The organism is Nocardia beijingensis NBRC 16342 (assembly GCF_001612785.1).
In the GTDB taxonomy this organism is placed as follows: domain Bacteria; phylum Actinomycetota; class Actinomycetes; order Mycobacteriales; family Mycobacteriaceae; genus Nocardia; species Nocardia beijingensis.
In genome coordinates this window covers 44,906-70,506 of sequence record NZ_BDBC01000014.1, presented here as the reverse complement: position 1 = coordinate 70,506, position 25,601 = coordinate 44,906, and the positions used below count along the sequence as shown (strand labels likewise).

Sequence of the window (25,601 nt, the reverse complement as noted above, 5' to 3'; positions counted from 1 at the left end):
TCTGGCGCGATAAGTTGGCAGCCGTGCCGAGACGTAGTCGCCATGTTCTGATCGCCAGTTGCGCCCTCGCGCTCGCATCGGCCCCCGTGGCGGCTGCCGATCCGGTGGCAGCGCCGTCGGTGCGCTTGCTGGGCGAGCGAGTCGTCGCCTCCGGTCTGGACTTCGACGGCACCACCGTGGGGGGCCTGTCCGGCATCGATTACTCGCCGCGTACCGGCGAATTCGTGCTGATCAGCGATGACCGATCGAGCAAGAACCCCGCGCGGTACTACACCGCGCGCTTCGAGGTGGGCGAGGGCGGAGTCGGGCCGGTGACGTTCACCGGCACCAGGCCGCTGCTCACCGCGGCGGGCGCGCCCTACGCGCCGATGTCGGTGGACCCGGAGGAGATCCGGGTGGACCCGTGGTCCGGCGACTACTACTGGACACAAGAAGGCGAGCGGGATGGCGCCGTGCTGCAGGACCCGTCGGTGCGGATCGCGCACCCGGACGGCTCCTACGCCCGGGAGCTGCCGATTCCGGAGAACGAGCGGATGCTTCCCGGCTCAGGGCCGCGCCGGAACCTGGCGCTGGAGGGCGCGAGCTTCCTCGCGGGCGGCGCGCTGTTCGCGACCGCTATCGAAGAGCCGCTGCTGACGGACGGGCCGGCGGCGACCACGACGAGCGGGTCGCTCACGCGGATCACCGTCCAGGCTCGATCCGGGCCGGTGCTGGCCCAGTACGCGTATCCGCTGGACCCGGTCTTCGCCGAGTCGCGGCCGGAGCCAGGCCGCGGATCGAACGGGATCGCCTCCATCCTCGCCGCCGATCCGCTCGACCCCGCGAAAGTGCTTGTGCTGGAACGATCCTTCTCGCCGGGGACGCCCAACAAGATCCGGATCTACGAGGCCGACCTGAGCGCCGCGACCAATATCCTCGATGCCCCGATCGGTGCGGCGCGCCCGGCGGCCAAGCGGCTGCTGGTGGATCTCGACGACGTCGGGCTCCCCGCCGTCGACAATGTCGAGGGCATGACGTGGGGTCCGCGCCTGCCGTCCGGCGAGCGGACCTTGGTGCTGGTCAGCGACGACAATTTCGACAGTCGCCAGATCACCCAGCTCATCGCCCTCGCGGTCGGCTAATCCGTCGGCCGCAGCTGCTCGGCGGCGGCCTGATACGCGGCGGCCGCCCTGGTGAAGTAGTCGAACAACACCTCGCGCTGTTCCGGCGTGTAGCCGCCGATGATCTCGCCGATGCGCTGCCGTGCGGGGGCGAGCACCTCGTCGAGATCGGCGGGCTTGCCGATCAATTCGACGATCACCTTGCGGCGGTCGCCAGGGACGGGTGCGCGGCGGACGTAGCCCGCGTCCTCCAAGCGGTCGATCAGCCGGGTGGTCGGGCCGGTGGTCAGGCCGCTGCGCGCGCCGAGTTCGCCCGGCGTCATCGGTCCTGCGAGTTCGAGGATATTGAGCGCGTAGAGATCGGTGGCGCCCAGATCGACCGCCCGCGCCCCCGCTTGTCCGTGCAGCATGACCGCGCTCAGATAACGCCGGTAGACCTCGCTGGCGTCCGAGCGGAGTCCTCGTCCTGCGGGCTCCTGGCCGGGTTCAGGTGTTGACACGGTATTTCCTCCACACCTAATGTCGTCTTTGACGAAGAGAGTTCATCAAAGAAGAAAGCTCTCCAAAGAAGCAATCTATCATGGCGGGTCGCGGTTGGCCGCCGCTGCTCCGGGTATCCGCCCGGGTAGATCCGACGTGGTGGTCGTCACACCCCCGGCGAACGCTGTCAAAGGTGCGCCGGAGAGTCCTTTTCGCGCTGGTCAACCGGGTTTCGATCGGAGCGCGTCGCGGCGCGGAACACGTGGACTCGGAACACGCCCGACCTGTTCGGAAACGTCACCCGCGTGATACCGGGCCGCGCTACGTTGGAGTATGCGCAGGTATGTCGGACCCGGCGTCCGGCAGTCGGCGCGGAGTTGGTCGCCGATGTCGCCGATTCGATGTGAGTGTTCGAGGTGATCACATGAATCCACAGACGCGTTCGGGCCGGGTGCGCCCGGAATCTCCTGCGGCCGAGGCGAACACGCAGCGGCAGACGCCCGTCGACATCGCCGACGAACTGGAGGCGATGGGCCTGTCCGGTGCGGTGGAGATCGGGCGCGGCGGATTCGGGGTGGTGTACCGCTGCGTCCAGACCGCGTTGGACCGCGTGGTCGCGGTGAAGGTGCTGCCATCGGAGATCGACCAGGAGAGCCGCGAGCGGTTCCTGCGCGAGGAACAGGCCATGGGCAGGCTGTCGGGCCACCCGAACATCGTCGACATCCTCCAGGTGGACGTGACGCCCACCGGCATGCCGCTCATCGTCATGCCGTACTGCACGCATGGGTCGCTGGAAAAGCTGATCCGCGAGCAAGGCCCGTTGACCTGGGCGGACTCGCTGCGCGCCGGCGTCAAGCTGGCCGGCGCCATCGAGAGCGCGCACCGCGCCCGGATCCTGCACCGCGACGTGAAACCGGCCAACGTGCTGCTCAGCGGCTACGGCGAGCCGCAGCTGACGGATTTCGGCATCGCTCGCATCCCGGGCGGCTTCCGCACGTCCAGCAGCATGATCACCGGTTCGCCCGCGTTCACCGCGCCGGAGGTCCTCAAGGGCGACGAGCCGACCATCCGTTCCGACGTCTACGGCCTCGGTTCGACGCTGTTCGCCTTGCTCACCGGGCACGCGGCCTTCGAGCGGCAGGCGGGCGAACGGGTGGTCGCGCAGTTCCTGCGGATCACCACCCAGCCGGTGCCCGATCTGCGGGAACAGGACATTCCGCCGGATGTCGCCACCGTCATCGAACAGGCCATGTCGCCGAATCCGCGGGATCGCCCGGCCAGCGCCTACGAGTTCGGCGAGATGCTGCGCACCGTGCAGCGCGACCACGATCAGTTGCCCGACGAGATGGCGCTGCTGGAGACCACGCAGGAGCCGGAGCCGACCACGCCTGCCGCCGTCGGCGAACCGACCATGGCGTGGACGGGCTCGCGTCCAGCGGTCACCGCGCGGCGCAGCTGGCCGCTGACGCTGCGGCCCGCCGTCTCCCAGCATCCGACGGCCGTGCCGACGGCGCCCCCGACGGCTGTGACCAAGTTCCGTCCGCCCACGCCCACGCGCGAGCCGATAGCGCGGCCGCGGCTGCTGGACGTCCTGCGGGCCGGCGGGCGGCGCAGGCTGGCGGTGATCCACGCGCCCGCGGGCTTCGGCAAGAGCACGCTGGCCGCGCAGTGGCGCGCAGAACTCACCGAAGGCGATGTCGCGGTCGCCTGGATCGGTATCGACCGCGACGACGACAACGAGATCTGGCTGCTGGCCCATCTGATCCAGGCCATCCGCCGGGTGCATCCCGACGTCGGCGCCGGGCTGGACCAGGTGCTGGAGGAGCGGCCCGCCGACGCCGCCGCGTTCGTGATCCCCACCCTCATCGACGAGATCCACGCGGCGGGCAAGACGGTCGTGGTGATCGTCGAGGACTGGCAGCGGATCACCGACGCGGGCGCGCATCGCGCGATGGAGGCCCTGCTGGACAACGGCTGCCACCACCTGCGTTTCGTGGTGACCAGCCGCGAGCAGTCCGGTCTGCCGACCAGCCGCATGCGGGTGCACGACGAACTGGTCGAGATCGGCTCGGCCGCGCTGCGCCTCACCGATGCGGAGACCCGCCAGATCCTCGTGGAGCGCAACGGATTCGACCTCACGCCCGAGCAGGTCACCGAGATCCACACCGCCACCGACGGCTGGCCGGCCGCCATCCAGCTGGTCGGCCTGTCCTTGCGCGGCAACGCCGACCCGGCTCAGTTGATCGCCACCCTCTCCGAGGGCAACCACGGCATCCGCGAATACCTGGCGGAGAACGTGCTGGACACCTTGGAACCGAAGATGCTCGAGTTCCTGATGTCGATCGCGGTGACCGAACGGGTGTGCGGCTCGCTGGCCGCCGCGTTGTCCGGGGAGCCGGACGCCGAACAGCTGCTCGAGCAGGCCGAGCAGCGTGAGCTGTTCCTGAGGCGCATCGAGCACGACCCCGAGTGGTTCCGGATGCAGCCGTTGTTCGCCGAGCATCTGCGCAGCCGGCTCGACCGCGTCCACCCCGGGAAGCTGAAGTCGCTGCACCGCAAGGCTTCGCGCTGGTATGCCGAACACCAGCTGCTGCGCAAGTCGGTCGACCACGCGCTGGCGGCCACCGACCTGAAGATGGCGCTGGACCTGCTCGAGGGCGGCGGGATGGATCTGATCGACGGTTCCCGCCTTGCCACCCTGCTCGGCAGCGTGTCGAAACTACCGATGCAGCAGGTGGCGTCGCGCTCGAAGTTGCTGATGGCGGTGGCGCGGGCGAACGTCAACCTCCAGCAGTCCGGCGCGGCGCGCAACGCGCTGGGCAGGCTGTCGAACATCCTGGCTCGTGGCTCAACCGGCGATGCCGATGTGCGCGTGCAGCGCTGCCAGGCCGCCGTGCTCGCCGCCGCCGATCAGATCGCGCGCGACCATACCGACGGCGTGCTGGACCGGCTCGCCGACTGTCTGCGGGAGCCGGACGATCTGCCCGCGTGGACGGTCTCGACCGCCGCGAACCTGACCTCCTTCGTTCGCCTGTGCGAATTCGACTTCGAGGGGGCGCGCAAGATCCAGGAATGGGCCGAGGAGTATCACGAACGCTCGAAGGATTCGCTCGGCCTGGTATTCGGCCGCTGCGGCCAGGGCGCGGCCGCTTACGAACAACTCGACGTCGCCACCGCCACCCGCTGTTTCCAGCAGGCGTTGGACTCCGCGCGCGAGCGCTCGGGACCGCGCTCGCACGGGGTGCGCGTGGCCGCCGCGTTGCTCGGTGAGATGAGCTACCGCGCGGGTGATCTGGACACCGCCGACCGGCGGCTCGACGAGAGCCACCAGCTGGTCACCCGGGTCGGTCCGGTGGACTTCCTGATCTCCACCTTCGTCGTCGGCGCCAGGGTCAAGGCGGTGCGCGGGGACCTGTTCACCGCCGCCACCCGGCTGGACGAAGGCGCGCGCATCGCCGCCGACAACCGCCTGCCCCGGTTGTCCGCGCACATCAGGGCCGAACGGCTGCGCCTGGGGCTGCCGCTGGAGGCCGCGGATCGCCGGTACACCGATCTCAGCGAGTCGACGCCGTTGCAGGCGGCGCACCGGCTGACCGGCGCCACCCTGCTCACCGCGGAGGCCGAGGAACTCGCCGTCATCCGCGCGCTGCTCGCCGACCACCGGGTCGGCTCCGACGATCGCGCGGTGCGCCGGGCACGCGCGCTCTACGACCACACGCGCCAGAAGCACCGCCCGCGAGCGCAATTGGACGCCGCGCTGCTGCTCGCGGAATGCCTGGCCGCCGCGGGCTGGGTGGGCGAGGCCACCAACCTGCTGCTGCCCGCGGTCGCGACCTGCGCCGACCTCGGCTGGACCAGGCCGCTGCTGGACGCGGGCCCCGGCGTGGTCGGCATCCTGCGCGTGCTGCGCACCGAGTTGCCCGCCTCGGCGCAGGTCGGCGACATCGAACTGCCCGCCCCGTTCCTGGACGAACTGTTGAACGAGGCGGGCAGCAAGATCTACTGATCGAACCGGGCTACGGCTGCCACCACGGGCGCAGCGGCACGGTCCAGTCGCCGTCGGCGGGCACTTTGACGCCGAGCACCTGATGCAGCTGCACCACGTTGCGCTGGAAGCCGAGCCGGCAGCCTGCCATGTACAGGCCCCACACCTTCGCGGTGCCCTCGCCGACCTCGGCGACGCAGGCGTCCCAGTTGGCGACCAGGTTCTTGCACCATTCGTGCAGGGTCAGGGCGTAGTGCTCGCGCAGGTTCTCCTCGTGCAGCACTTCGAGCCCGATGTTCTGGATCTCGGAGATGATCCGGCCGGAACCGATCAGCTCGCCGTCGGGGAACACGTAGCGGTCGATGAAATCGCCCGCCTTGGTGGTGCGGGTGTTGTCCGGACGGGTGATGCAGTGGTTCAGGAACAGGCCGCCGTCGCGCAGCTTGTTCTTGATGAACTCGAAGTAGTACGGGTAGTTGTGCACCCCGATGTGCTCGGTGAGCCCGATCGACGACACCGCGTCGAACTCGCCCTCCGGCACGTCGCGGTAGTCGGAGTGCCGCACCTCGGCCAGGTCGGCCAGGCCCTCCTCGGCGATCTTCTTCTGCGCCCAGTCCGCCTGCTCGGCCGAGAGCGTCGCGCCGATCACCTTGACGCCGCGCTTGGCGGCGTAGCGCACCATGCCGCCCCACCCGCAGCCGATGTCGAGCAGCCGGTCGCCCTCCTTCAACCGGAGTTTCTCGAACACCAGGCGGTACTTGTTCTCCTGCGCCTGCTCGAGCGTCCAGCTCTCGTCGCCGTAGGCCGCGCAGGTGTAGGTCATCGAAGGGCCGAGCACGTACTCGTAGAACGTGTTCGACACGTCGTAGTGGTGGTGGATGGCTTCGGCGTCGCGAGTCTTGGAGTGGCGCAGCCCCTCGAAAGCGATCCGCCGCCAGCGCGGCAGCGTCTCCTGCGGCGGCGGGGCGACCGGCTTGAGCCGCTCCCAGCCCAGCGAGCGCGCGATGGTCACCAGGGCCAGCGCGGACGGACGGCGGAACTTCAACCCGTCCATCGCCTTCAGGATCTCGTACGGATCACCAGGGTGCACGCCGCTGGCGGTCATGTCGCCCGAGATGTAGGCGCGGGCCATGCCGAGGTCGCCGGGGGCCGTGGCCAGATAGTTGATACCGCGCGGGGTCCGGATGTCCAGGGCGAACCGCGAGTCCTCGGGGCCGGTCGAGCTGCCGTCGTAGGCCGTCAACCGGATCGGGACTTCGCCCTCGACAAGGGTCTCGAAGATCTCGGCAATGCTGAGTTTGGTCCCGAGATCGGCGAAGACATCGGAACGGTCCTTGAATGTCGTCATCTGCGTTGCACCGCCTTCGAATACAAATCCAGCAGGCGCTGGTCCGGGTCGTAGCGTTTCTTCAGTTCGGTGTAGGTGTTTCCGCCGTAGAGTGCCGCGAACTCATCCTTGTCGTAATAGGAATCCGAGTACAGCGACTTGTGACCGTCGAATTCGGTCACCTTCCGTTCGATGGCGCGGTTGGCCGCGCCCTCCTGCTGCCCGGGGACGGTGGGCACGGCCGACCAGAATCCGACATTGACGTAGGTTCGGCCCGGTTCCAGGGGATACAGCGGCCACGCGCGTCCACCGGGGCGTTCGGCGCCGCCGGTCTCGCGCAAACGCAGGGGGCAGAGCCAGATCGGCTCGATCGGGATCTCGCGCAGGAACCACTCCACGAAGTCGGCGGTGCGTTCCACCGGCACTTCGATGTCCTGCACGACCCGCTCGCGCGGTGGATTGCCCTTGCGGGCCTCCAGCTTGTCGCCGATGTCGTACTTGCGGTCCAGCGCCACCAGCTTCCAGTAGAAGCTGCTGCGCCGGTAGCGCTTCGGCCAGAAACGGCGGATCTTCGGATTCTGCGTGCCGAAGGCGCGCGAGCACCAGAACCAGTCGGTGTCCCAGCGCCACAGGTAGTCGTGGATGGTCAGGCGGTCGCGCTTGGGCGTGCCGCCGTCATGCTGGATGGACCGGTAGTAGATGTCCATCCCGGTGTAGTCGCTGACCGGACCCGGTTCGCCGGTCCGGCGGCCGAGCGTCAGATAGCTTTCCTCGGCGGAGAACACGACGCCGTCGAGATAGTCCACGGGTTCGCCCTCGTGTTCCCGATCGGTCACGATCGTCGCGAGGGCGGCCTCCAGTTCGCGCAGGTCCCGGAAGCGCAGGTGCCGCAGCGCGACGTACGGCTCGACCTCCTCCAGCTCGATCTTCAGCCGGACCGTGTAGCCCAGCGTGCCGTAGGAATTCGGGAAGCCGCGGAACAGATCGGCGTGTTCGTTGTCCGGCGTGGCGGTGAGGATCTCGCCCGCGCCGGTCAGCACGTCCATCTCCAGCACCGACTCGTGCGGCAGGCCACTGCGGAAGGACGTGGACTCGATGCCGAGGCCGGTGACCGCGCCGCCCAGCGTGATGGTCTTGAGCTGGGGAACCACCAGCGGCGCCAGCCCGTACGGAAGGGTGGCGGCGACCAACTCCTCGTAGGTGGTCATGCCTGCCACGTCGGCGGTCCTCGCGACAGGGTCCACCGCGATCACCCTGGTCAGCCCCGAGACGTCGAGGCCGGGCGCGGGGTTCTCGGCCCTGGCGCGGAAAAGGTTCGAGGTCTTCTTGGCCAAACGGACGTTGGCGTGCTCGGGTATGGCGCGGTAACTCGCCAGAAGGCGGTCCACGCCCGCTCGATGCGCGGCAAATCCTGATTCGCGTGCGGCCGGCGCGTGTCCGGCCTTCCCCAACAGACTCACTGCCACCCCTCGACGCTAGTACGGACCATTCGGCGGGGCCACCGCGAGGCCGGGGTGGTGGAGAAATGTCACGCATATGTTGCGAAGGGGAATACCGAAATGTCCGGAGAAGTTCGCCACACGCTGCGCCCTCGCCGCTTCGCTCCGGCGCGGGCAGGGCAGGATGGAGATCCGTCGAGACACCGCATCCGGACAAGGAGTTCATCGTGGGACAGGTCAGCGCCAGTAGTTCGATCGACGTGGCGGCGGATCCGCAGCGTGCGCTGGAGGCCATCGCCGACTACGACACGGTGCGTCCGCGCATCCTCTCCTCGCACTACCGCGACTACAAGGTGGTCGAGGGCGGCAAGGGCGCGGGCACCGTAGCGGAGTGGACGTTGCAGGCCACCGAGAAGCGCTCGCGCAACGTGCACGCGGTCGTCACGGTGTCCGATTCCATTGTCACCGAGCGTGACTCGAACTCCACCTTGGTGAACACCTGGACCGTCACCCCGGAGGGCGCCGGCGCGCGGGTCACGCTGCGCACCACCTGGAAGGGCGCGGGCGGCATCGCGGGCATCTTCGAGGGCATCTTCGCGCCGCTCGGGCTGAAGAAGATCCAGGCCGAGGTGCTCGCCAACCTGCAGCGCGAACTGGCCTGATCGGACGGACGCGACGACGGTCCGTTCGGGCCGTCGTCGCGGGTCTGCTCGCGGTCTACTCGGCCGCGATGTCGAAGAGGTTCCCCTCGGGATCGGCCAGCGTCGTCCACTTCATGCCCCACTCGTCGAAGTCGGCGACGTGCTTCGCGCCCAGATCGATCGCGCGTGCGACCTCGTCCCGGCCGGAAGCGAGCAGGTCGAGGTGGATGACGTTCTTGCCGGGGTTCTTGTCGGGCACGCGGATGAACATCAGCGGAGTCGGGGCGCCCGCGGTCCGGCCGACGGTGGCGAACTCGGGGGTGGGGTCGGGATCGACGGGCGTTTCCAGCAACCGTGACCAGAATGCGGCGAGCGCGCCCGCATCCTCACAATCGATGGTGACGTGGGCGATCGAGAGCGTCATGGATATCTCCTTTCACGGCTGGGCGATGGGCCAGCACACTTCGGTCCGGTAGGTGGCGGGATCGTCGGACACGTCCGGTCCGAGCAGGTACATCTCGCGAATCGGCTCCGGCAGCGCCACATCGTGTTCGGCGACGTGACTGCCGAGCGCGCCGTAGGTTCGGTCGAAATCGACGAACGGGCCGTCGTGCACGGCGACGGCGAAACGGCGCGCGGGTAACTCGATCGCCGAAAGCTCTGGGGGTAGGGCCACCCCGGTGTCGGCGACCGGCACGAACGCGACGACCTCGCCTTCGTCCTGTTCGAAGAAATCGGTGCCGTAGGTGGCGCCGCCGACGCCTGCGGGCGCGATGTTGGCGGCGGCCAGTGCCTCGTACAACGCCTGGAACGTCGAAGCGCACCACTCGCCGATGTGCTCGCGCGCCACCGTCGCGCCGATCGCCGCCGCCGGGAATGCCGCGACCACGCGATACTCCACGGTGATCGGAGCGGTCGGCGTCAGCAGCGCGCGCAACGAGGCCACGACCGCGCGGGTGCGAGCCAGCTCGGCCTCCATGCGCTCCAGATGCGCGCGCAGCGTGGCGTCCCGCGCGTTCTCGTCCGGCGCGGCCAGCACGGCGCGGATCTCCGGAACCGGCATGTCCAGCTCGCGCAGCCGCCGGATCAACTGTGCCTGCGTCACCTGCGCCGTCGCGTACCGCCGATAGCCCGAACTCGCGTCTATGCCGGCCGGAGCGAGCAGGCCGATCTCGTGGTAGTAGCGCAACGTCTTCACGCTGAGATTGCTCAGCCTGGAGAATTCCCCGATGGGGACGGTCGCCGTCATGGCATCAGCCAACACCCTCCAGTGGCTGGAGGGTCAAACGACACCGGTGTTCAGGCGAGCGCGAAGGTCAGCAGCAGGGTGGTCTGGATGGCGCCGCGCCACCACGAGTAGCCGAACCACACACCGGGAGTGACTTCCCGGATCTCGTCGTAGACCTGCGGCGTCGGCGAGGGCGCGTAGTTCAATGCCCAGGTCGGCTGTCCGTCGGTCAGGGCGGGCGCCACGTAGACGTCGGCGCCCCAGGCCTCGAAGCCCGCACCGGTGAGGCGGTTCATCAGAAAGCCGCCGTCCGGGCCGGTGTAGAAGGTCTTGCCGATCCACAGCGGGGGCGCGATGGCCTGCATGACCGGCGGGCGAGTGACCCAGCCCGATTTCACGCCGACCGGAACGGCGCCGAGCGGTGCGGCGCGGAAGATCGCGTCCTGCTGCTCCGGCGAGCACCGGAAACGCAGCGAATCGAGCGTCGCGGCCTTGTCGTCCGGGTAGAGGACGCAGCCGCCCCCGTAGTCGGCGACCGCCGGGGTCGTCTGGGGCGTGTCTGCTCCTTGCGCGTCGATCACGCCGGGCGTGTCGGTGATCTCCGTATCCGCCGACGCCGCTGCGCCGAGAAAGATGCTGGGAACACCGAGCGTGAGCACCAGGGCGCTCAGGAAACGTGCACGAACTGCGATCATCGTTGGCTCCAGATTTGCACACCGCTTTCCGACTCGGTGTCGATGGTAAGGCGCGCATGGTCGGTTTCGATCTGAACTACCCAACCTGTTATCCGCCATGCGCGCTGTTATCCGTCCTGCGCCGCGGACCTGGGACCGTCGGGCCGCGCCGGGGACCGGCCGCGGCAGGACTAGGCTGGCCGGTGACACCTTCTCCAGAGAGGACTCTCCCGTGCAGCCAGGTGGCCAGTTCGATATGCAACAGTTGCTCGCCCAGGCACAGCAGATGCAGCAGGCGGTGATGGAAGCGCAGGCCGAGATCGCGGCGACCGAGGTGGACGGCACGGCGGGCGGCGGCTTGGTGCAGGTCAGGCTCAAGGCGAGCGGTGAGGTGGTGTCGCTGACCATCGATCCGAAGGCCGTCGACCCCGACGACGTCGAGACGTTGCAGGACCTGGTCATCGGCGCGGTCAACGACGCGATGGCCAACGCCCAGCGCATCGCCGCCGAGCGGCTCGGACCGCTGTCCGGTGGCTTCGGCGGCGGTTCGCTGCCGGGTTTCTGAGCCGAGGTAGCAGTTGTACGAGGGTCCGGTCCAGGATCTGATCGACGAATTGGGCAAGCTGCCAGGCGTCGGTCCGAAGAGCGCGCAGCGCATCGCTTTCCACCTGCTGCAAGTGGAGCCGCCGGAGATCGATCGGCTGCAGGCCGCGCTGCAGAAGGTGCGCGACGGCGTGCAGTTCTGCGTAACCTGCGGGACGGTTTCCGACGGCGAGCTGTGCCGCATCTGCGCCGACCCGCGCCGGGACCGGACCATGATCTGCGTGGTCGAGGAGCCCAAGGATGTGCAGGCGATCGAGCGCACCCGCGAGTTCCGCGGTCGCTATCACGTGCTCGGTGGCGCGCTCGATCCGCTCAGCGGCATCGGCCCCGACCAGCTGCGGATCCGGGAATTGCTGGCACGCATCGGCAACCAGGAGGACGGCGTCGACGTCAGCGAGGTGATCATCGCGACGGACCCGAACACCGAGGGCGAGGCCACCGCCACCTACCTGGTCCGCATGCTGCGCGACTTCCCCGGTCTGAGTGTGACCAGACTGGCCTCTGGCCTGCCGATGGGCGGCGACCTCGAGTTCGCCGACGAGCTGACCCTCGGGCGCGCGCTGTCCGGCCGCCGCGCGCTGTAGCTCACGAAATCGCCTCCCGTCACGGGGGATTGCGCCGCGCCGGGCATGCGTTACCGTGTCGGGGATGAGCATCGAATTCATGCTGACGACGCTCGTCATCGTCGCCACTCCCGGCACCGGCGTGCTGTTCACTGTGGCGGCGGGCCTGGCTCGCGGTGCGCGGGCCGCGGTGATCGCGGCCTTCGGCTGCACGCTCGGCATCGTCCCGCACCTGGTCGCCGCCGTCACGGGTCTGGCCGCGCTGCTCAACGCCAGCGCGGTCGCGTTCCAGACGCTGAAATACCTCGGTGTCGCTTACCTGGTCTACATGGCTTGGACCACGTTCCGGGACAAAGGCGCGCTCGCCGTGCCGGAGCAGACGGAGCACACCGCGCCCTCGGTGCGGAAGGTGATCGCATCGGCGGTGCTGCTGAACCTGCTCAACCCCAAGCTGACCATCTTCTTCTTCGCGTTCCTGCCGCAGTTCGTGCCCACCGGGACGCCGGACGCGCTTGCCCGCATGCTCGAATCGAGCGGCATCTTCATGCTCGCCACCTTGGTGGTGTTCGCGCTGTACGGCGCGTGCGCCGCCGCGGTGCGCGATCAGGTCGTTTCCCGCCCCGCCGTGGTCACCTGGACGCGCAGGGTATTCGGCGCTTCGTTCCTCGCGCTCGCCGGCCGGTTGGCCGTCCAGAACCAGTGACCGGGTTCAGAGATCGATGCGCGCCCAGGGTAGGCCGGTGAAGCGGGAGCGGTCGTCATTGGCCCAGCCCCAGATGAGGGCGGCCACGGTGGCGGGGTCGGAAACCGTGGTGCCGAAATGCTTGTCGGGGGAGCCGTCCCGGTACTCCACGGTGTAAGCGCCCGAGTTCTCCCGGTAGGTCTGGATGTAGAACTGCTCGCCACGTTCGACGACGAGATACGGGTTGGGCGGACTCAGCTCCGGAATCCATTGCTGGACCAGCGCTTCGGTCAGGTACGGGAACTCGCCTGCGCCGCCGTGGGTGACGATGGCCCTGACATGCCCGGCGGGATCGATCAGCCAGGCCAGCTGCGGGTCGTAGACGGCGTAGTTCAGCGGTGTGGCGAGTTCGAACAGCATGTGCCGGACGAAGCCGATCGCGTCGTAGGGGCAGGCCACGTGCAGTGCCGCGCCGGTGGCCGCGCCGCCGACCGGCGCGGTGCTGAGGAAGTTGTCCTCCTCGGGCAGTTCCGCGTTGCGTCTGTTCAGTTCGGCGGCGATCCGCGCGACCGTCTCCGACTCGGGGACGCCCTGCTGGGTGCTCAGGTAGGCGTCGACCTCCGCGATCGACGACGCGACTCCGGACGGCAGCAACACGTGGTCATAGCTCACCGGGCCAGAGTACGGAACCGTTCAGGCGCGGCGCCGGGCCGTCTCGTCCTCGCCGCACCGGCAGCCGCCGGCGAGGTCTCGGCAATCGAGGACGAAGGCGTGCCTGGCATGGCTGAGTTCGAGACAGTGCTCGTCGGTGCATTCGGCGATCCGGCTCACGTGCACGATCAGGGTGCCGTGGCAGTGGTCGAACGCGGATTCGCAAGAAGAGCAGTTGGATTTACGCATATGACCTCCTGACGAGATCGTTGTCGTCGTTCGGTGATACCACCGGTGCGGCCCGCGCGGTGGGACCCGCGCCCGTGTGTCGCACCGTCAGGTATCGGGCAAACATGGTGCAACCGGACCTGGACGCACGGCCGATGTGCCAGGCGCGCTGCGCGTGACATGCGAAAATGGCTGCACAGCCCACACTTGCGGTGCGCCGGGCGCGATCGGTCCTGACCGCCTGGACAGCATTCGGCGACCGTTGGGCACGGAACGGCGGCGGAAGTGAGGTCGGCGCGGTGACGTTGCGCGATGAGCGGCGGGTGACCGCGGCGACGGTGCGCGAACAGGTCGCGCGCTACCGCGATGCGGCCGCGGCCACCGCCGCCTACGACGAGTGCGGCGCGCCCGTCGCGGGCTATTACGACGAACTGGTCGACGTGGACGGCAAGGTGCGCCGGGTGTGGTCGCAGCTGTCTGCCGACTTCGCCGAACTCGGCGGGGACGGCCTGGGCAGGCTGGACAGCCGGGTGCGCAGGCTGATCGACGACGACGGCATCAGCTACCTCGAGGCGTCGTCCGAATCCGCGACGCCGGCGCCGTGGCGCCTCGATCCGATTCCCCTGCCGGTCGCCGCGGACGACTGGACCCGATTGGAAGCCGGACTGGAACAGCGTTCCCGCCTGCTCGACGAGGTGCTCACCGACATCTACGGGCCGCGCAGGACACTCGCCTCGGGGCTGCTCGTACCCGAGGTCGTGTTCGGCCATCGCGGATACGTGCGGGCCGCGCACGGCATCACCGTCCCAGGGCGCCACCAACTGTTCCTGCACGCCTGCGATCTCAGCCGCTGGGGCGACGGCCGCTTCCGCGTTCTCGCCGACTGGGCGCAGGCCCCCTCCGGCGTCGGATACGCGCTGGCCGACCGCAGAGTGGTGTCGACCGCGATTCCGGAGGCGTTCGAGCACGCGAATCCCCGTCCGCTGACGCCCTTCGCCAGAGCGATGCGGCTGATGCTGATCGAATCCGCGCAGACCGACGACGACGAGCCGGTGGTCGTCGTGCTCAGCCCCGGCGTGCATTCCGAGACCGCGTTCGATCAGGCGTATCTCGCGTCCACCCTCGGCTTTCCGCTGGTCGAGAGCGCGGATCTGGTGGTGCGCGACGGCGCGCTGTGGATGCGCTCGCTCGGCACGCTGAAGCGGGTTGACGTGGTGCTGCGCCGGGTGGAGGCCGAATTGTCCGATCCGCTGGACCTGCGGCCGGATTCGCGACTCGGCGTGGTCGGGCTGGTCGAAGTGCTGCGCCGGGGCGCGGTGACGGTGGTGAACACGCTCGGCAGCGGACTGTTGGAGAATCCCGCGCTGACCGGATTCCTGCCCGCCCTCTCTCGCGCGCTGCTCGGCGCGGACCTGCTGCTGGAGAGCGCGCCGTCGTATTGGGGCGGCAACGACCGGGAGCGCGCGCATTTGATCGCGAATCTGGACAAATTGGTGCTCCGTTCGGCGGTCGACGGCGCCACGCTGTTCGGTCCCGAACTCAGTCGGCAGCAGCACGACGAGCTGAAGGCGCGCATCGGTGCGCACGGATGGCAATGGGTGGGCCAGGAACCGGCGCAGTTCTCCGTCGCGCCCGCCGTCCGCGAGCCGGACGGTCTCGCCGCGGCCCCGGTCGGCATGCGCTTGTTCTCGCTCGCCCATCGGCGCGGCTACACCGTGATGTCCGGCGGTCTCGGCCAGGTGCGGCAGCGCGCGACCGACCGTGTCGCGCGCAAAGTCGCCGCCAAGGACATCTGGGTGCGCGCCGCGCCGACGGCCGCCGCCGCGATCAGCACCGAGCCGCCGCGCGAGCTGCGGCGCACCGCTCCGGTCGTCGCGGCGATCAGCTCTCCGCGCGTGCTCAACGATCTGTTCTGGATCGGCCGCTACGGCGAGCGCGCGGAGGACACCGCCCGGCTTCTCATCGCCACCAACGAGCGCTACCAGGAGTTCCGGTATCGGCCGTGGCTGGAGGGGGCTGGCGCGTTGCCGATCCTCCTGGCCGCGCTCGGCCGGACCACCGCCACCCCTGCTCCGACCGACGGACTTTTCGGCGCCGAGGTGAGAGCTCCAGCGCCGCAACAGAGTTCGGCCGATCGCGGCATGCTCGCTCCGTCGGGGGCAGGCGTCGATGGAGGTGTCACGCAGTACGGGGACGAGCGCTCGCACGCCTGGTCTTCCGATGCCCTACCGGCGCTGCCAGGTACGGGCGAGCGCGCGGAGGGCGCCCCGGCGTCGTGGTCTCCCGGTCGCGGGTCGGCCGAGGATGTTCCCGCCACCGAGCCCGCTCGGCGTGCGGTCGATTCCGGTATCGAGCGCCGCTCCGCCGTGACCAGGGACGAAGCCGTGGCCGATGTGCCACAACCGGTTACGGCCGGTATGGAGGCCGTCGCCGAACGACCGGACGACGAGACGACCGATGCGGCGCGGGACACCGCCCCGCGGGCACACCGGGTGCCGGGCGCGTCCCGCGCGGGCCATGACTACCTCGTCGCGCTGACGATCGACCGGGAGCTGCCAGGATCACTGGCCTTCGCGATCGATCGGTACGGCAGCGCCGCGCGTGCCGTGCGCGACCAGCTCTCGGTGGACACCTGGATGATCCTCGGCGCGGTCGAACGCGCGCTGGCCGGCTACCCGGCCGCGGTGGACGATCAGGAGGCGGAGCTGTCGGACGTGCATGCGCGCACCCTGGCCGGGCTGCTCGCGCTGTCCGGGATCGACGGCGAGTCGCTGATCCGCGACACCGGGTGGCACGTCAGGGACATCGGTAAGCGGATCGAGCGCGGCCTCGCCCTGACCGCCTTGCTGTCGGCCGCGCTGACCCAGCGGTACCCGGACGAGATCGAGCGCGAGGTCACCGAATGGGTGTTGCGCGCCACCGAGTCGTCGGTGAGTTACCGTCGGCGCCATCAGGATTCGGTGCGGATCTCGAACGTCGCCGAGCTGCTGCTGTTCGACACCGCCAATCCGCGCTCGCTGGCCTATCAGCTGGGCCGCCTGCACGCCGATTTCCAGGCGCTGCCCGGTGCGTCCGGCTCGTCGCGTCCACAGCGGCTGCTGGCGGACGCGCGCCGCATGCTGCGCCGCCTCGACCCCGACGACCTCGAGGTCACCGACGCGGACGACCGGCGCACCGAACTGGCGGAGCTGCTGGAGGGAGTGCACTCGCGCCTGCGCGCGGTATCCGAGTCCTTCGAGACCACGACGCTGTCGCTGCCGGTGGACATCCAGCCGCTGTGGGGCAGCGCGCAGGTCGTCGGATGACCGGCCGGCGCTACCGAGTGGAGCATCGCACCAAATACTCGTACTCCCGCGAGGTCGGCAACTCCTACGGGCGCGCGTACCTGACGCCGCGCGACCTGCCCGGCCAGCGACTGCTCGCCCACGAGATCCGGATCGACCCCACGCCATCGGACCGGTCGGTCGGAGCCGATGTCTACGGCAACATCACGTCCTATTTCCACGTCACCACCGAGCATCGCGCTCTGACGGTCGTCGGCGAATCAGTAGTCGAAGTGGACATCCCCGTCGGCGATGACGCCGGTCCGGCCGCCGGACCGTGGGAGCACGCGCGCCCGACGGGGGCGAACGGGCCGTTCGCCGTGGAGTTCGCCCTCGATCTGCATCCTGCGGAGATCAAATCCGAGATCGTCGCTTACGCGGCCGAATCCTTGCGGCCGGGCAGGCCGCTGCTGGACGCGGTTGCCGAGCTGAACACCCGGATCTACACCGACTTCGCCTACCGTTCCGGCGCCACGACGGTGTCCACCAGGGTGGCCGACGTGTTCGCGGCCCGCGCCGGCGTCTGTCAGGACTTCGCGCGCCTCGCGGTCGCCTGCCTGCGGTCGCACGGCCTCGCCGCCAGGTACGTGTCCGGCTATCTGGCCACCGATCCGCCGCCGGGCAAGGAACGGATGGTCGGCGCCGACGCCACGCATGCCTGGGCGGCGGTGTGGACGCCCGGCGCGGGACCCGACCGCTCGGGCCGGTGGATCGACCTCGACCCCACCAACGACCAACTCGGCGACGAGCGGTACATCACCGTGGCATGGGGTCGCGACTACGCCGACGTCCCTCCGCTGCGCGGCATCATCTACACCGACGCCAAGGACAGCACGATCACCGTCTCCGTCGACGTCACCGAGGTGGACGCCTGAGCGCCACGACCAGCGATCCACCGGTGGCGCGCGCTATTCGCCGGGCTCCGGAAACAGGCGTTCGATGACGGCTCGGCCTTCGACGGTGCCCAGAAGCCACCAGCCCTCCGGCGGATCGGTTCGAACTCCGCCCGTCGGCCGGGGCGATGAAGCCATCCGACTCAGGGCCGCCACACGCCTTGCGTTCGGAAGGCGGTCAGGTGATGTGTCCGCCGGTTCAAGCGCGCAGGCGTTCCCGGCGGAGCTGGTCGACCTCGGGTAGGTCGAGGGGGGCCAGTTCGGTGACACCGAGGGCGCGCATCAGCAGCAAGTCGGCGAGTTCGGGGTTGCGGGCCAGCGCAGGGCCGTGCATGTAGGTGCCGATCACCGAGCCCTGCACGACGCCTTCCAGCCCGTCGCCGACGCCGTTGCCGACGCCGCGGGTGACGCGGGCCAGGCCGTGCGCGTCGCCGCCGAGTTTCGTTCCGCCCCGGTGGTTTTCGAAGCCGGTGAGCGCCGCGGTGAGCCCGTCGAGCAGCGGTGTGGTCGTCACCTCGCCGATGGCGCGTTTGTGCTGCGGGGAGGTGGTGACGTCGAGGAGGCCGACGCCGTCGACCCGCTCGCCCGCCGAGGTCTCGTACCACTGGCCGAGCACCTGGATGGCCGCGCAGATCGCCAGCACCGGAGCGCCCCTTCCGGCGGCGCGCTGCAATCCGGGGTAGCGCTGTAGGTGCCGGGTGGCCAGGCGCTGTGCGGAGTCCTCCGCGCCGCCCAGGGTGTAGACGTCCAGGGAATCCGGCACCGGCTCCGACAGGTTGATCTCGACGATCTCGGCGTCGTAGCCGCGCATGCGCAGCCGCTGGCGCAGTACGAGGGCGTTGCCGCCGTCGCCGTAGGTGCCCATCACGTCGGGCAGCACCAAGCCGATGCGGAAGGTCGATTCACTCATGAGGCCCGCTCCTCGAGGTCACGGTTGAGATCACGGAAGGCGGTGTAGTTGGCCAGCACTTCCACGTGGCCCGCTGGGCACGACGCGATGGCGCGCACCGGATCGGGCACCAGGGTGTGCTCGACGCCCGCGTAGGTCAGCCGCACCGCGAGGTCGGTGGCGCGTTCGCCCGCCGCAACCACCTGCACGCCTTCGAAGTGCTCGAAGCGCACGTCCCACAGCCAGGACAGGTCCTCGCCGTCGGGCACCTGGCCGTTCACCGCGATCACCAGGCCCGCCGAGGTCGGCTCGATCATCGACAGCGCCTCCTGCCATCCCGCCGGGTTTTTGGCCAGCAGCAGCCGCGCGTCGTGCTCGCCGACCTGCACGGTGCGGTAGCGGCCCGCGATCTCGCGAACCGTGCCCGCGGCCGCGACGGCCTGCTCCGGGTCGGCGCCGAGCGCGACGGCGGCGGCCACCGCCTGTGCGGCGTTGCCGCGGTTGGCGCGGCCCGGCAGCGCGAGCCGCAGCGGGAAGCGCTCGCCCTCCGGGCCGACCAGGTCGTCCCCGTCGAGCCACCAATCGGGCTCGGGACGCTGGAAATCCGCTCCGGTGCTGCGCCAGTGCGCGCCCTCCCAGACGATCGGCTCGCCGCTGCGGGGGCAGCTGGTGGCGTCCATCGCCCAGCCGCTGCCCGCGGCGACCCACACCACGTTGGGATGGTCGTAGGCGATGGAGGTCACCAGGACGTCGTCGCAGTTGGCGACCACAACGGTGGCCGGGTGCTTGGCCAGGCCCGCGCGCAGCTTGCGCTCGATCATGTTGATCTCGCCGACCCGGTCGAGCTGGTCGCGGCTGAGGTTCAGCAGCACCACCGCCGAGGGATTCAGCGAGTCGGTGACGTGCGGCAGATGCAGTTCGTCCACCTCGATCGCGGCCAGCGGCGCGCGCCGGTGCGCGTTCAGCGCGGCGACGATGCCCGCGTCCATGTTCGCGCCGTCGGCCTGGGTCGCGACCGCGCCGAGGGTGCTGAGCGCGGCGGTGGTCATCCGCGTGGTGGTCGACTTGCCGTTCGTGCCGGTCACCAGCACGGTGCGCCGCCGCTGCCCGAGCTGGTCCATGACGGTCGGATCGATCTTCAACGCGATCAGGCCGCCGATCATCGAGCCCTTGCCGCGACCCGCCTTCTGCGAGGCCCAGGACGCCGCGGCCGCCGCCGCCAGCGCTAGCCGTCCGCGCACCGATAGTTCTGCCACGCCGCGAGTCTATGTTCGCCGCGCGATCCGGGCGCGCGGCGGTCGGGTGGCGTGGGCCACGCGGCTCACGCCCGGTAGAGCTTGGCCGCGTAGTTCTCCCGCGCGTAGTAGCGCTCCAGTTCCTCCACCGACTCGGTCACGTTCGTCTGCACCTCTTTGACCAGGCGGGCAGCGCTCGGCAAAGTGTCCTGCGGCCACTGGTCGGGCTCCCAGAGGTGGCTGCGCATGAACGCCTTGGCGCAGTGGAAGAAGATCTGGTCGATCTCCACCTCGACGACGAGGATCGGGCGGTGGCCGCGCACCACCATGTCATCGAAGTACAGCGCGTCGCGCACCAGCCGGGCACGGCCGTTGATCCGCAGCGTCTCGCGGCGGCCAGGGATCACGAACAGCAGGCCGACATGCGGGTTGGACAGGATGTTCAGGTAGCCGTCGGCGCGCCGGTTACCGGGGCGCTCCGGGATGGCGATGGTGGTGTCGTCGAGCACCCGCACGAATCCCGCCGGATCGCCTTTCGGCGAGGCGTCACAGTTGCCGTCCGCGTCGCAGGTGCTCATCACCAGGAACGGGGACAGCGCGATCCACTCCCGGTCCCTGGTGTGCAGGACGGGACGCTCTTTGGTGGCGACGCGTGGCGCCACCTCGCCGAGCAGTGCCCGCAGGTCCGCCGGATCGGTGATGTCGTTGGCGGTGCTCTCGCGCATGTTTCGATTCAAGCACCGTAGGCCATGCGATAGCGATCGAATTCGGTTCCGCCACGGGGGAGATCGGTCACACTGGTTCACGCTGGGATGTCGAACATGGTCGGCGGCCCGGCGGCGTCGGCGTCCATCCGGCGCAGGGATTCGCCCAGCACGGCCTCCAGCCTGTGGGTGCGTCGCACGTCCGCACTCTTATGCCGGTTCGACTCGGATATTCCTCGCGAGGTCGGCAGCTCGATCACCTGGCGATAAAATCGACAGCCGTTTCCACATTTCCCGGCTGCATTCCGGTGTCGGTCAGCACCTTGAAATCGCATCGACTACGCAGCTTGTACCATCTTCCTCGATCAATCTTTACGCTGGAATGGAGGAGGTAGTCGCGCGGAATGTCTGGATGATCGTCGGAGTACCCGGAAATTCCGCCTATAGTTGTACGGCAACTCATATTGCCGTACACAACGCTTTGCGTCGCGGGCAGTAGCTTCAATGACCATGCGAAATTGTTCGAACTGTAGTTCACCTGTCCAGTGAACTTTGCGATATTGTTCTGATACTCTCGATATGCGGAATTTGCTGTGAATTCGAGGTCTGCTGGATTGGGTTCAGCAGCAGCGAGGCACGGCATGCACAGAACCGCAGCTGTGGCGAAGGCTGCCGCAAAAGAAAACTTCATTATCCCCCCGGGTGAAGCGTGATCTACAACCAGTCGATTCTTACGGCGCGTAGGGTGTGGGAGTCTTGCTGGGCGAATTCGTACTCGACCTCGACGATGTCTCCTATCGAGATGTCGTCGAAGTCCCTACCGCGTAACGAGTCCAATCCGAACCAGATGTGATCTCCGGTGAGCGACTCGACAATCCCGGTCGCGCGCTTGCTGTTCCAGCGCCAGATTTTTCCCCGTGTTTTAAGTTCCCCCTCTTCCCCATGCATGGTCAGAGACTATCCTTTCGATGCGGTCAGCGCAATGACTCGAAGAACAGGCCTCGTTTCTGACGCTGGACCCTTCACCCTGCCGCGTGGATCCTTCGCGGTTCAGACCGGGACGTCGAACATGTTCGGTAGCCCGGCTGCGAAGCGGTCGGCGTCGATCCGGCGCAGGGGTTCCAGTTCGGGGGCGCGGTAGAGGGTGTAGGTGCGGCAGCGCTCGGCGTTCGAGCCGGCCACGTCCAGGAGTGCGTTCACCGCGGCGCGGGCGGACTCGTTGGCGCCCTCCATGGTCGCCAGGTCGATGTTCGTGCGCACGTAATCGCCCGCCAGGAACAGGTTTTCCAGGGCGCCGTGCGGTTGCGGACGGTACTCCCACGATCCGGCGGTGTTGATCAGCAGCGGGTCGGCGTTGGCGTTGCGCCGCTGGCCCTCCTGCCAGGTGATGCCCGGATCGAGGAACCAGGAGTGCAGGTCGGCGTCGCCCAGCACTTCGCCGCGATCGTCCAGGTGGGCTTTGATCTGCGCCCACGCCTCGCGAGCGATCTCCTCGTGGGTGCACTCCTTCGCGGGTTTGCCGAACAGGATGCCGGGAGTGTTCCAGTCGGAGATGTCCACCGAAAGGCAGTCCTGCACACCGCCGTCGCCGAACTCGGTCAGCTTGCGGCGCCACAGCTGGTTCTGGCTGATCGAGGTGAGCGACCACGGCGCGTCGATGTAGGCGGTGTGGCCGCGCGAGATGTCGGCCGATCGGCGCAGATAGAACTGGATGCCGTTCATCCAGTCGGTGAAGAGCTTGTCCATCCCGGCCAATTCGGGCTGGACGGCGAGCACTTGCGGCGACCACAGCGTGCGCGCCCGTTCCGCGGGCAACGCGACGACGAAGTAGTCGGCCTCGATCGCGCGCTGCGCGCCGGTCTCGTCCACGACGCGCGCCGCGACGATCCTGCGGTCACGCACCTCGAGCTCGCGCACTTCGGCGCCGAGCACGAACTCCGCTCCGAGTTCCCGGATCAGCCGCGTCCACGGCTCGATCCAGACCGCGTTGGTCGGGCCGTTGAGCACCCGGTCCAAGCTGCCGTCGTTGCCGATCCCCAAGGGATTGCCGAGGAACTGCTCGCCCATCGTGCCGATGGTGCGCACGCTCGCGATGTTCTCTTTCGCGGCGACCATGATGCTGGTCAGCGTGCGCGACAGCAGCGCGCGGAACTCGTGCGAGCGCGCGTGGCCGCCGACGAAATCGTGCCAGGAGGTGCGCTCCCACTGGCCGAGGCGGCGGGCGTCGCAACTGGTGTTGAAGACCAGCAGGCGTTCGGCGAAGTAGACGCCCTCGGCGGGCGGCATCTTCAAAGCGGTCGACAGCGCCGCGCCGAGCGTTTCGCGGAAACTGTCCGGGGAGAATTCGGCGCGGGAGCGCGGACCGAGCGGGACGCGGAAGTCGTCGCCGCCGTGCCGGGCGAAGCGTGCTTCCGGCACCGCGACGAGGTTGTCCCATACGCCATTCGCGTTGCCGGGGAACGGAATTCGGCGCATAGTGTCAGGGATGTGCTGATAGAAGCCGGGGAAGAAGCGGAAGCCGTGCTCGCCGGGCAAATCCGGCCGTCCTCCCGTACCGGTGCCCGGCACGCCGACGCTGCGGGCTTTGCCGCCCCATGCCCGCTTCTCGTAGACGGTGACGCGGAACCCGCGTTCCGCCAGCTCGTGTGCCGCGGTCAGGCCCGCGACACCGCCACCGAGTACCGCGACTGTCTTGCCACCGGGATTCGCCCTGGCCGGCGTGGGTCTGCGCGCACCCGCCGTCAGCACCCCCGCCGTAGCCACCCCCGCCGCGACCGTGTTACGAAGCAGTGCTCTTCGCGATACGGTCCACTGATTGTTTGCCATGCGCCGCTTGCTGCCTAGCCTCGGGACCAAATTCCACGCCGCGCACTACTGTAGAGCGACAAACCGATCGATTCGCACCGACCCCGTACAGCGAGCGATGCGGATGCGATTCTCGTGACGGAGCGCACACCGGGCGCCACCGCTCAGGCCGCGCGGCCGGCGCCCGCGGGCACGGCGGTTCCCGATATCTCGACTTGGGCGTTCGCGCGTGGCCTGCTCGACGTGGCGGCGAACGCTCCCGCCAGCACCACGACCCCGCCGATCAGCGACAACGGGGCCGGGGTCTCGCCGAGGAAAGCCCACGCCGCCGCGATGCCGACGAGGGGGACGAGCAGGGAGAACGGCGCGACCAGCCCGGCCGGATAGCGACCGAGCAGGTAGGTCCACAACCCTGTGCCCACCACGGTGGCCAGGACGGCGATGTAGGCGAGCGCGAGGAGAGCGGGCAGGCCCGCCGGTGTGAACGCCTCGGCCAGAGCGCGCACTCCGGTAGTCGGCCCCTCCATCACCATCGACAGCGCGAACAGCGGCACCGGCGGGATGGCGGTGGTCCACAGCATGAGGTGCAGCGGGTTGACGCCCGGGGTCTCGGTACCGGCCAGACGCGCACCGATGTTGCCGAAGGCCCAGCCCAGCCCGCCCGCCAGGGTCAGCAGCACCGGTAGCAGGGTGGCGTGGGCGAGCCGGTCCCAGCCGATCACCGCCATGCCCGCCACCGCGACCGCGATGCCCGCGATCTGCGCCGGGCGCATCCGCTCGCCCAGCAGCAGCGTGCCGAGCAGCACGGTGAACGGCGCCGAGGATTGCAGCACCAGCGAGGCGAGCCCGGTCGGCATGCCCACCCGCATCGCGGTGAACAGGAACGCGAACTGAAGGATGCCGAAACCGGTTCCGTACAGCAGGATCCAGCGCATTCGTACCGCGGGACGGGGGACGAAAAGCAGCGCGGGCACGGCGAGCACCGCGAAGCGAAGTGCCGCGAAGAAGAACGGGGGGAAGTGGTCGAGCCCGATGCGGATGGCGAGGAAGTTCAATCCCCAGAGCAGGACGACGGTCAGGCCGAGCAGACGGTCACGGTTGGTCACACCTTCATCGTGCGGTCCGCTAACAATCAGAACAATCGAATAATTATGTATCAATAATGTAGATTCACTTAATGAACTTCGGCTCCGAACCTGTCGCGCCCGGCCCGCCCATGGCGCTGGAGCGCCTGCGTGTCCTGCGTGAACTGGCCGATCGCGGCACGGTCGCCGCCGTCGCCGCGGCCATGTCCATGACGCCCTCCGCCGTTTCCCAGCAGCTCAAGGTGCTCGCGCGGGAGGCGGGCGTCGCCTTGCTGGAACCCGACGGCAGACGCGTGCGGCTCACCGACGCCGGCCGCGCTTTGGTGGTGCGCGCGGACGAAGTGCTCGCCGCCATGGACCGCGCGGTCGCCGAGATGGCGCACTATCGCGGATCGCCGCGCGGACGGGTCCGCGTCGCGGTGTTCCCCTCGGGCGGTGCGTTGCTGCTCCCGCATGTGCTGCCCGGCATGGTGGACAGCGGAGTCGAGGTGATCGCACGGGACGAGGACGTGCCGCCATCGGAAGTGGCGCGACTGCTCGCCGACTACGACGTGGTGCTGACCCATCGCGACGAACGCGCCGCGCCTATCGCCGACCCGCGGGTCACCACCCGGGTGCTCATGCGCGAGCCGATCGATGTGGTCGCCGCGCCGACGCATCGGCTCGCGGGCCGGTCGTCCGTCGCGCCGGAGGAACTGGCCGACGAGACCTGGCTCAGTGTGCGGGGTGGCTTCCCCGTCGACGACGTGTTGCGCTCGATCGCCACGGTGACCGGCGTGCAGCCGCGTATCGCACAGCGGCTCAACGATTTCCGCGTCATCGAGACGCTGGTCGCCACCGGCTACGGCGTCGCGCTCATGCCCCGCTACGCGGTGGGCCATCCCGACCTGACGGTGCTGCGGCTGTCCGGCGTGCGCGCCGCCCGGATCTACGAACTGGCGACCAGGCCAAGGGCCGATGCCCGGCCCGCGATCGCGGCCGTGCTCACGGCGTTCGAATCGGCCGCCGCGCTCGCGACCGCCGACTCCGCGCACGAAAACGGCGCCGCCGCACGGACCTGACTCCA

At 69.0% G+C, this 25,601-nt stretch carries 24 protein-coding genes; 9 read left to right on the top strand and 15 right to left on the bottom strand.

Translation table 11 applies throughout. The features are described from left to right. Nucleotides 1-23 precede the first annotated feature (23 nt). Nucleotides 24-1,121 (top strand): esterase-like activity of phytase family protein, encoded by a 1,098-nt coding sequence (locus NB3_RS09620; RefSeq protein WP_067799790.1) that lies wholly within the window; start codon nucleotides 24-26, stop codon nucleotides 1,119-1,121. On the opposite strand, the gene NB3_RS09615 is transcribed toward NB3_RS09620, so the two are convergent. Next, the gene (locus NB3_RS09615) at nucleotides 1,118-1,600 is read right to left on the bottom strand and encodes a MarR family winged helix-turn-helix transcriptional regulator (protein ID WP_244891829.1); all 483 of its coding nucleotides are present in this window, start codon (nucleotides 1,598-1,600) and stop codon (nucleotides 1,118-1,120) included. The two genes, NB3_RS09620 and NB3_RS09615, sit on opposite strands and share 4 nt — an antisense overlap. 404 nt (nucleotides 1,601-2,004) lie before the next feature. Here NB3_RS09615 and NB3_RS09610 point away from each other — a divergent pair, with 404 nt between their 5' ends. Further along, nucleotides 2,005-5,586: a serine/threonine-protein kinase gene (locus NB3_RS09610; protein ID WP_067799787.1), complete on the top strand. Its 3,582-nt coding sequence runs from the start codon at nucleotides 2,005-2,007 to the stop codon at nucleotides 5,584-5,586. Between the two features lie 10 nt (nucleotides 5,587-5,596). On the opposite strand, the gene NB3_RS09605 is transcribed toward NB3_RS09610, so the two are convergent. After that, entirely contained in the window at nucleotides 5,597-6,913 is a 1,317-nt protein-coding gene (locus tag NB3_RS09605) for a class I SAM-dependent methyltransferase (protein ID WP_067799785.1), read from the bottom strand. Next, complete coding sequence (locus NB3_RS09600) at nucleotides 6,910-8,352, bottom strand: FAD-binding oxidoreductase (protein WP_067799782.1); 1,443 nt, start codon at nucleotides 8,350-8,352, stop codon at nucleotides 6,910-6,912. Before NB3_RS09600 ends, NB3_RS09605 begins: the two co-directional genes overlap by 4 nt. Before the next feature lie 206 nt (nucleotides 8,353-8,558). Here NB3_RS09600 and NB3_RS09595 point away from each other — a divergent pair, with 206 nt between their 5' ends. Continuing rightward, nucleotides 8,559-8,993, top strand: a complete 435-nt coding sequence (locus NB3_RS09595; RefSeq protein WP_067799780.1) for an SRPBCC family protein — start codon at nucleotides 8,559-8,561, stop codon at nucleotides 8,991-8,993. A 55-nt stretch (nucleotides 8,994-9,048) separates the two neighbouring features. Here the strand turns inward: NB3_RS09595 and NB3_RS09590 are convergent, their stop codons facing one another. Genes NB3_RS09590 through NB3_RS09580 form a run of 3 tightly spaced genes read right to left on the bottom strand, consistent with a single transcriptional unit; the run spans nucleotide 9,049 to nucleotide 10,895 of the window. After that, the gene (locus NB3_RS09590) at nucleotides 9,049-9,396 is read right to left on the bottom strand and encodes a VOC family protein (protein WP_067799777.1); all 348 of its coding nucleotides are present in this window, start codon (nucleotides 9,394-9,396) and stop codon (nucleotides 9,049-9,051) included. A 12-nt stretch (nucleotides 9,397-9,408) separates the two neighbouring features. Beyond that, nucleotides 9,409-10,221, bottom strand: coding sequence for a MerR family transcriptional regulator (locus NB3_RS09585; RefSeq protein WP_067799775.1), 813 nt, complete (start codon nucleotides 10,219-10,221; stop codon nucleotides 9,409-9,411). Nucleotides 10,222-10,271: 50 nt separating this feature from the next. After that, complete coding sequence (locus NB3_RS09580; RefSeq protein WP_067799772.1) at nucleotides 10,272-10,895, bottom strand: hypothetical protein; 624 nt, start codon at nucleotides 10,893-10,895, stop codon at nucleotides 10,272-10,274. Nucleotides 10,896-11,106: 211 nt separating this feature from the next. Between NB3_RS09580 and NB3_RS09575 the strand changes: the two genes are divergently transcribed. The 3 genes from NB3_RS09575 to NB3_RS09565 all read left to right on the top strand — a co-directional run bounded on the left by NB3_RS09575 (nucleotide 11,107) and on the right by NB3_RS09565 (nucleotide 12,743). Continuing rightward, nucleotides 11,107-11,439, top strand: a complete 333-nt coding sequence (locus tag NB3_RS09575) for a YbaB/EbfC family nucleoid-associated protein (RefSeq protein WP_067799770.1) — start codon at nucleotides 11,107-11,109, stop codon at nucleotides 11,437-11,439. Nucleotides 11,440-11,452: 13 nt separating this feature from the next. Further along, nucleotides 11,453-12,061: a recombination mediator RecR gene (recR, locus tag NB3_RS09570; protein ID WP_067799767.1), complete on the top strand. Its 609-nt coding sequence runs from the start codon at nucleotides 11,453-11,455 to the stop codon at nucleotides 12,059-12,061. A 64-nt stretch (nucleotides 12,062-12,125) separates the two neighbouring features. Continuing rightward, nucleotides 12,126-12,743 carry a LysE family translocator gene (locus NB3_RS09565; RefSeq protein ID WP_067799764.1) on the top strand — a complete coding sequence of 206 codons (618 nt, stop codon included), beginning with the start codon at nucleotides 12,126-12,128 and terminating at the stop codon, nucleotides 12,741-12,743. A 6-nt stretch (nucleotides 12,744-12,749) separates the two neighbouring features. Here the strand turns inward: NB3_RS09565 and NB3_RS09560 are convergent, their stop codons facing one another. Continuing rightward, nucleotides 12,750-13,394: a hypothetical protein gene (locus NB3_RS09560; RefSeq protein WP_067799760.1), complete on the bottom strand. Its 645-nt coding sequence runs from the start codon at nucleotides 13,392-13,394 to the stop codon at nucleotides 12,750-12,752. A 21-nt stretch (nucleotides 13,395-13,415) separates the two neighbouring features. Continuing rightward, nucleotides 13,416-13,622 carry a hypothetical protein gene (locus NB3_RS09555; protein WP_067799757.1) on the bottom strand — a complete coding sequence of 69 codons (207 nt, stop codon included), beginning with the start codon at nucleotides 13,620-13,622 and terminating at the stop codon, nucleotides 13,416-13,418. Between the two features lie 278 nt (nucleotides 13,623-13,900). Between NB3_RS09555 and NB3_RS09550 the strand changes: the two genes are divergently transcribed. Both NB3_RS09550 and NB3_RS09545 read left to right on the top strand, forming a co-directional pair. Then, nucleotides 13,901-16,906: a circularly permuted type 2 ATP-grasp protein gene (locus NB3_RS09550; RefSeq protein ID WP_067799853.1), complete on the top strand. Its 3,006-nt coding sequence runs from the start codon at nucleotides 13,901-13,903 to the stop codon at nucleotides 16,904-16,906. Continuing rightward, entirely contained in the window at nucleotides 16,903-17,799 is an 897-nt protein-coding gene (locus NB3_RS09545) for a transglutaminase family protein (RefSeq protein ID WP_067799755.1), read from the top strand. Before NB3_RS09550 ends, NB3_RS09545 begins: the two co-directional genes overlap by 4 nt. A 217-nt stretch (nucleotides 17,800-18,016) precedes the next feature. Here NB3_RS09545 and NB3_RS09540 read toward each other — a convergent pair whose 3' ends face one another. From NB3_RS09540 to NB3_RS09515, 7 genes are all read right to left on the bottom strand, one after another. Then, nucleotides 18,017-18,727 (bottom strand): type 1 glutamine amidotransferase, encoded by a 711-nt coding sequence (locus NB3_RS09540; RefSeq protein ID WP_039794476.1) that lies wholly within the window; start codon nucleotides 18,725-18,727, stop codon nucleotides 18,017-18,019. Further along, the gene (locus NB3_RS09535; protein ID WP_067799751.1) at nucleotides 18,724-19,962 is read right to left on the bottom strand and encodes a Mur ligase family protein; all 1,239 of its coding nucleotides are present in this window, start codon (nucleotides 19,960-19,962) and stop codon (nucleotides 18,724-18,726) included. The genes NB3_RS09540 and NB3_RS09535 overlap by 4 nt, the downstream gene beginning before the upstream one ends. Before the next feature lie 65 nt (nucleotides 19,963-20,027). Next, nucleotides 20,028-20,666 carry a pyridoxamine 5'-phosphate oxidase family protein gene (locus NB3_RS09530; RefSeq protein ID WP_067799748.1) on the bottom strand — a complete coding sequence of 213 codons (639 nt, stop codon included), beginning with the start codon at nucleotides 20,664-20,666 and terminating at the stop codon, nucleotides 20,028-20,030. A 235-nt stretch (nucleotides 20,667-20,901) separates the two neighbouring features. Next, nucleotides 20,902-21,336, bottom strand: a complete 435-nt coding sequence (locus tag NB3_RS34940) for a hypothetical protein (RefSeq protein ID WP_157111676.1) — start codon at nucleotides 21,334-21,336, stop codon at nucleotides 20,902-20,904. 23 nt (nucleotides 21,337-21,359) lie between these two features. Beyond that, nucleotides 21,360-21,593 (bottom strand): hypothetical protein, encoded by a 234-nt coding sequence (locus NB3_RS09525; protein ID WP_067799745.1) that lies wholly within the window; start codon nucleotides 21,591-21,593, stop codon nucleotides 21,360-21,362. Between the two features lie 102 nt (nucleotides 21,594-21,695). Further along, complete coding sequence (locus NB3_RS09520; RefSeq protein ID WP_067799741.1) at nucleotides 21,696-23,471, bottom strand: hydroxysqualene dehydroxylase; 1,776 nt, start codon at nucleotides 23,469-23,471, stop codon at nucleotides 21,696-21,698. A gap of 143 nt (nucleotides 23,472-23,614) precedes the next feature. Beyond that, nucleotides 23,615-24,556, bottom strand: a complete 942-nt coding sequence (locus tag NB3_RS09515; protein ID WP_067799738.1) for an EamA family transporter — start codon at nucleotides 24,554-24,556, stop codon at nucleotides 23,615-23,617. A 110-nt stretch (nucleotides 24,557-24,666) separates the two neighbouring features. On the opposite strand from NB3_RS09515, the gene NB3_RS09510 reads away from it, so the two are divergent. Next, on the top strand, nucleotides 24,667-25,596 hold the full coding sequence (locus NB3_RS09510) for a LysR family transcriptional regulator (RefSeq protein ID WP_067799851.1): 930 nt from the start codon (nucleotides 24,667-24,669) through the stop codon (nucleotides 25,594-25,596). Nucleotides 25,597-25,601: the final 5 nt, after the last annotated feature.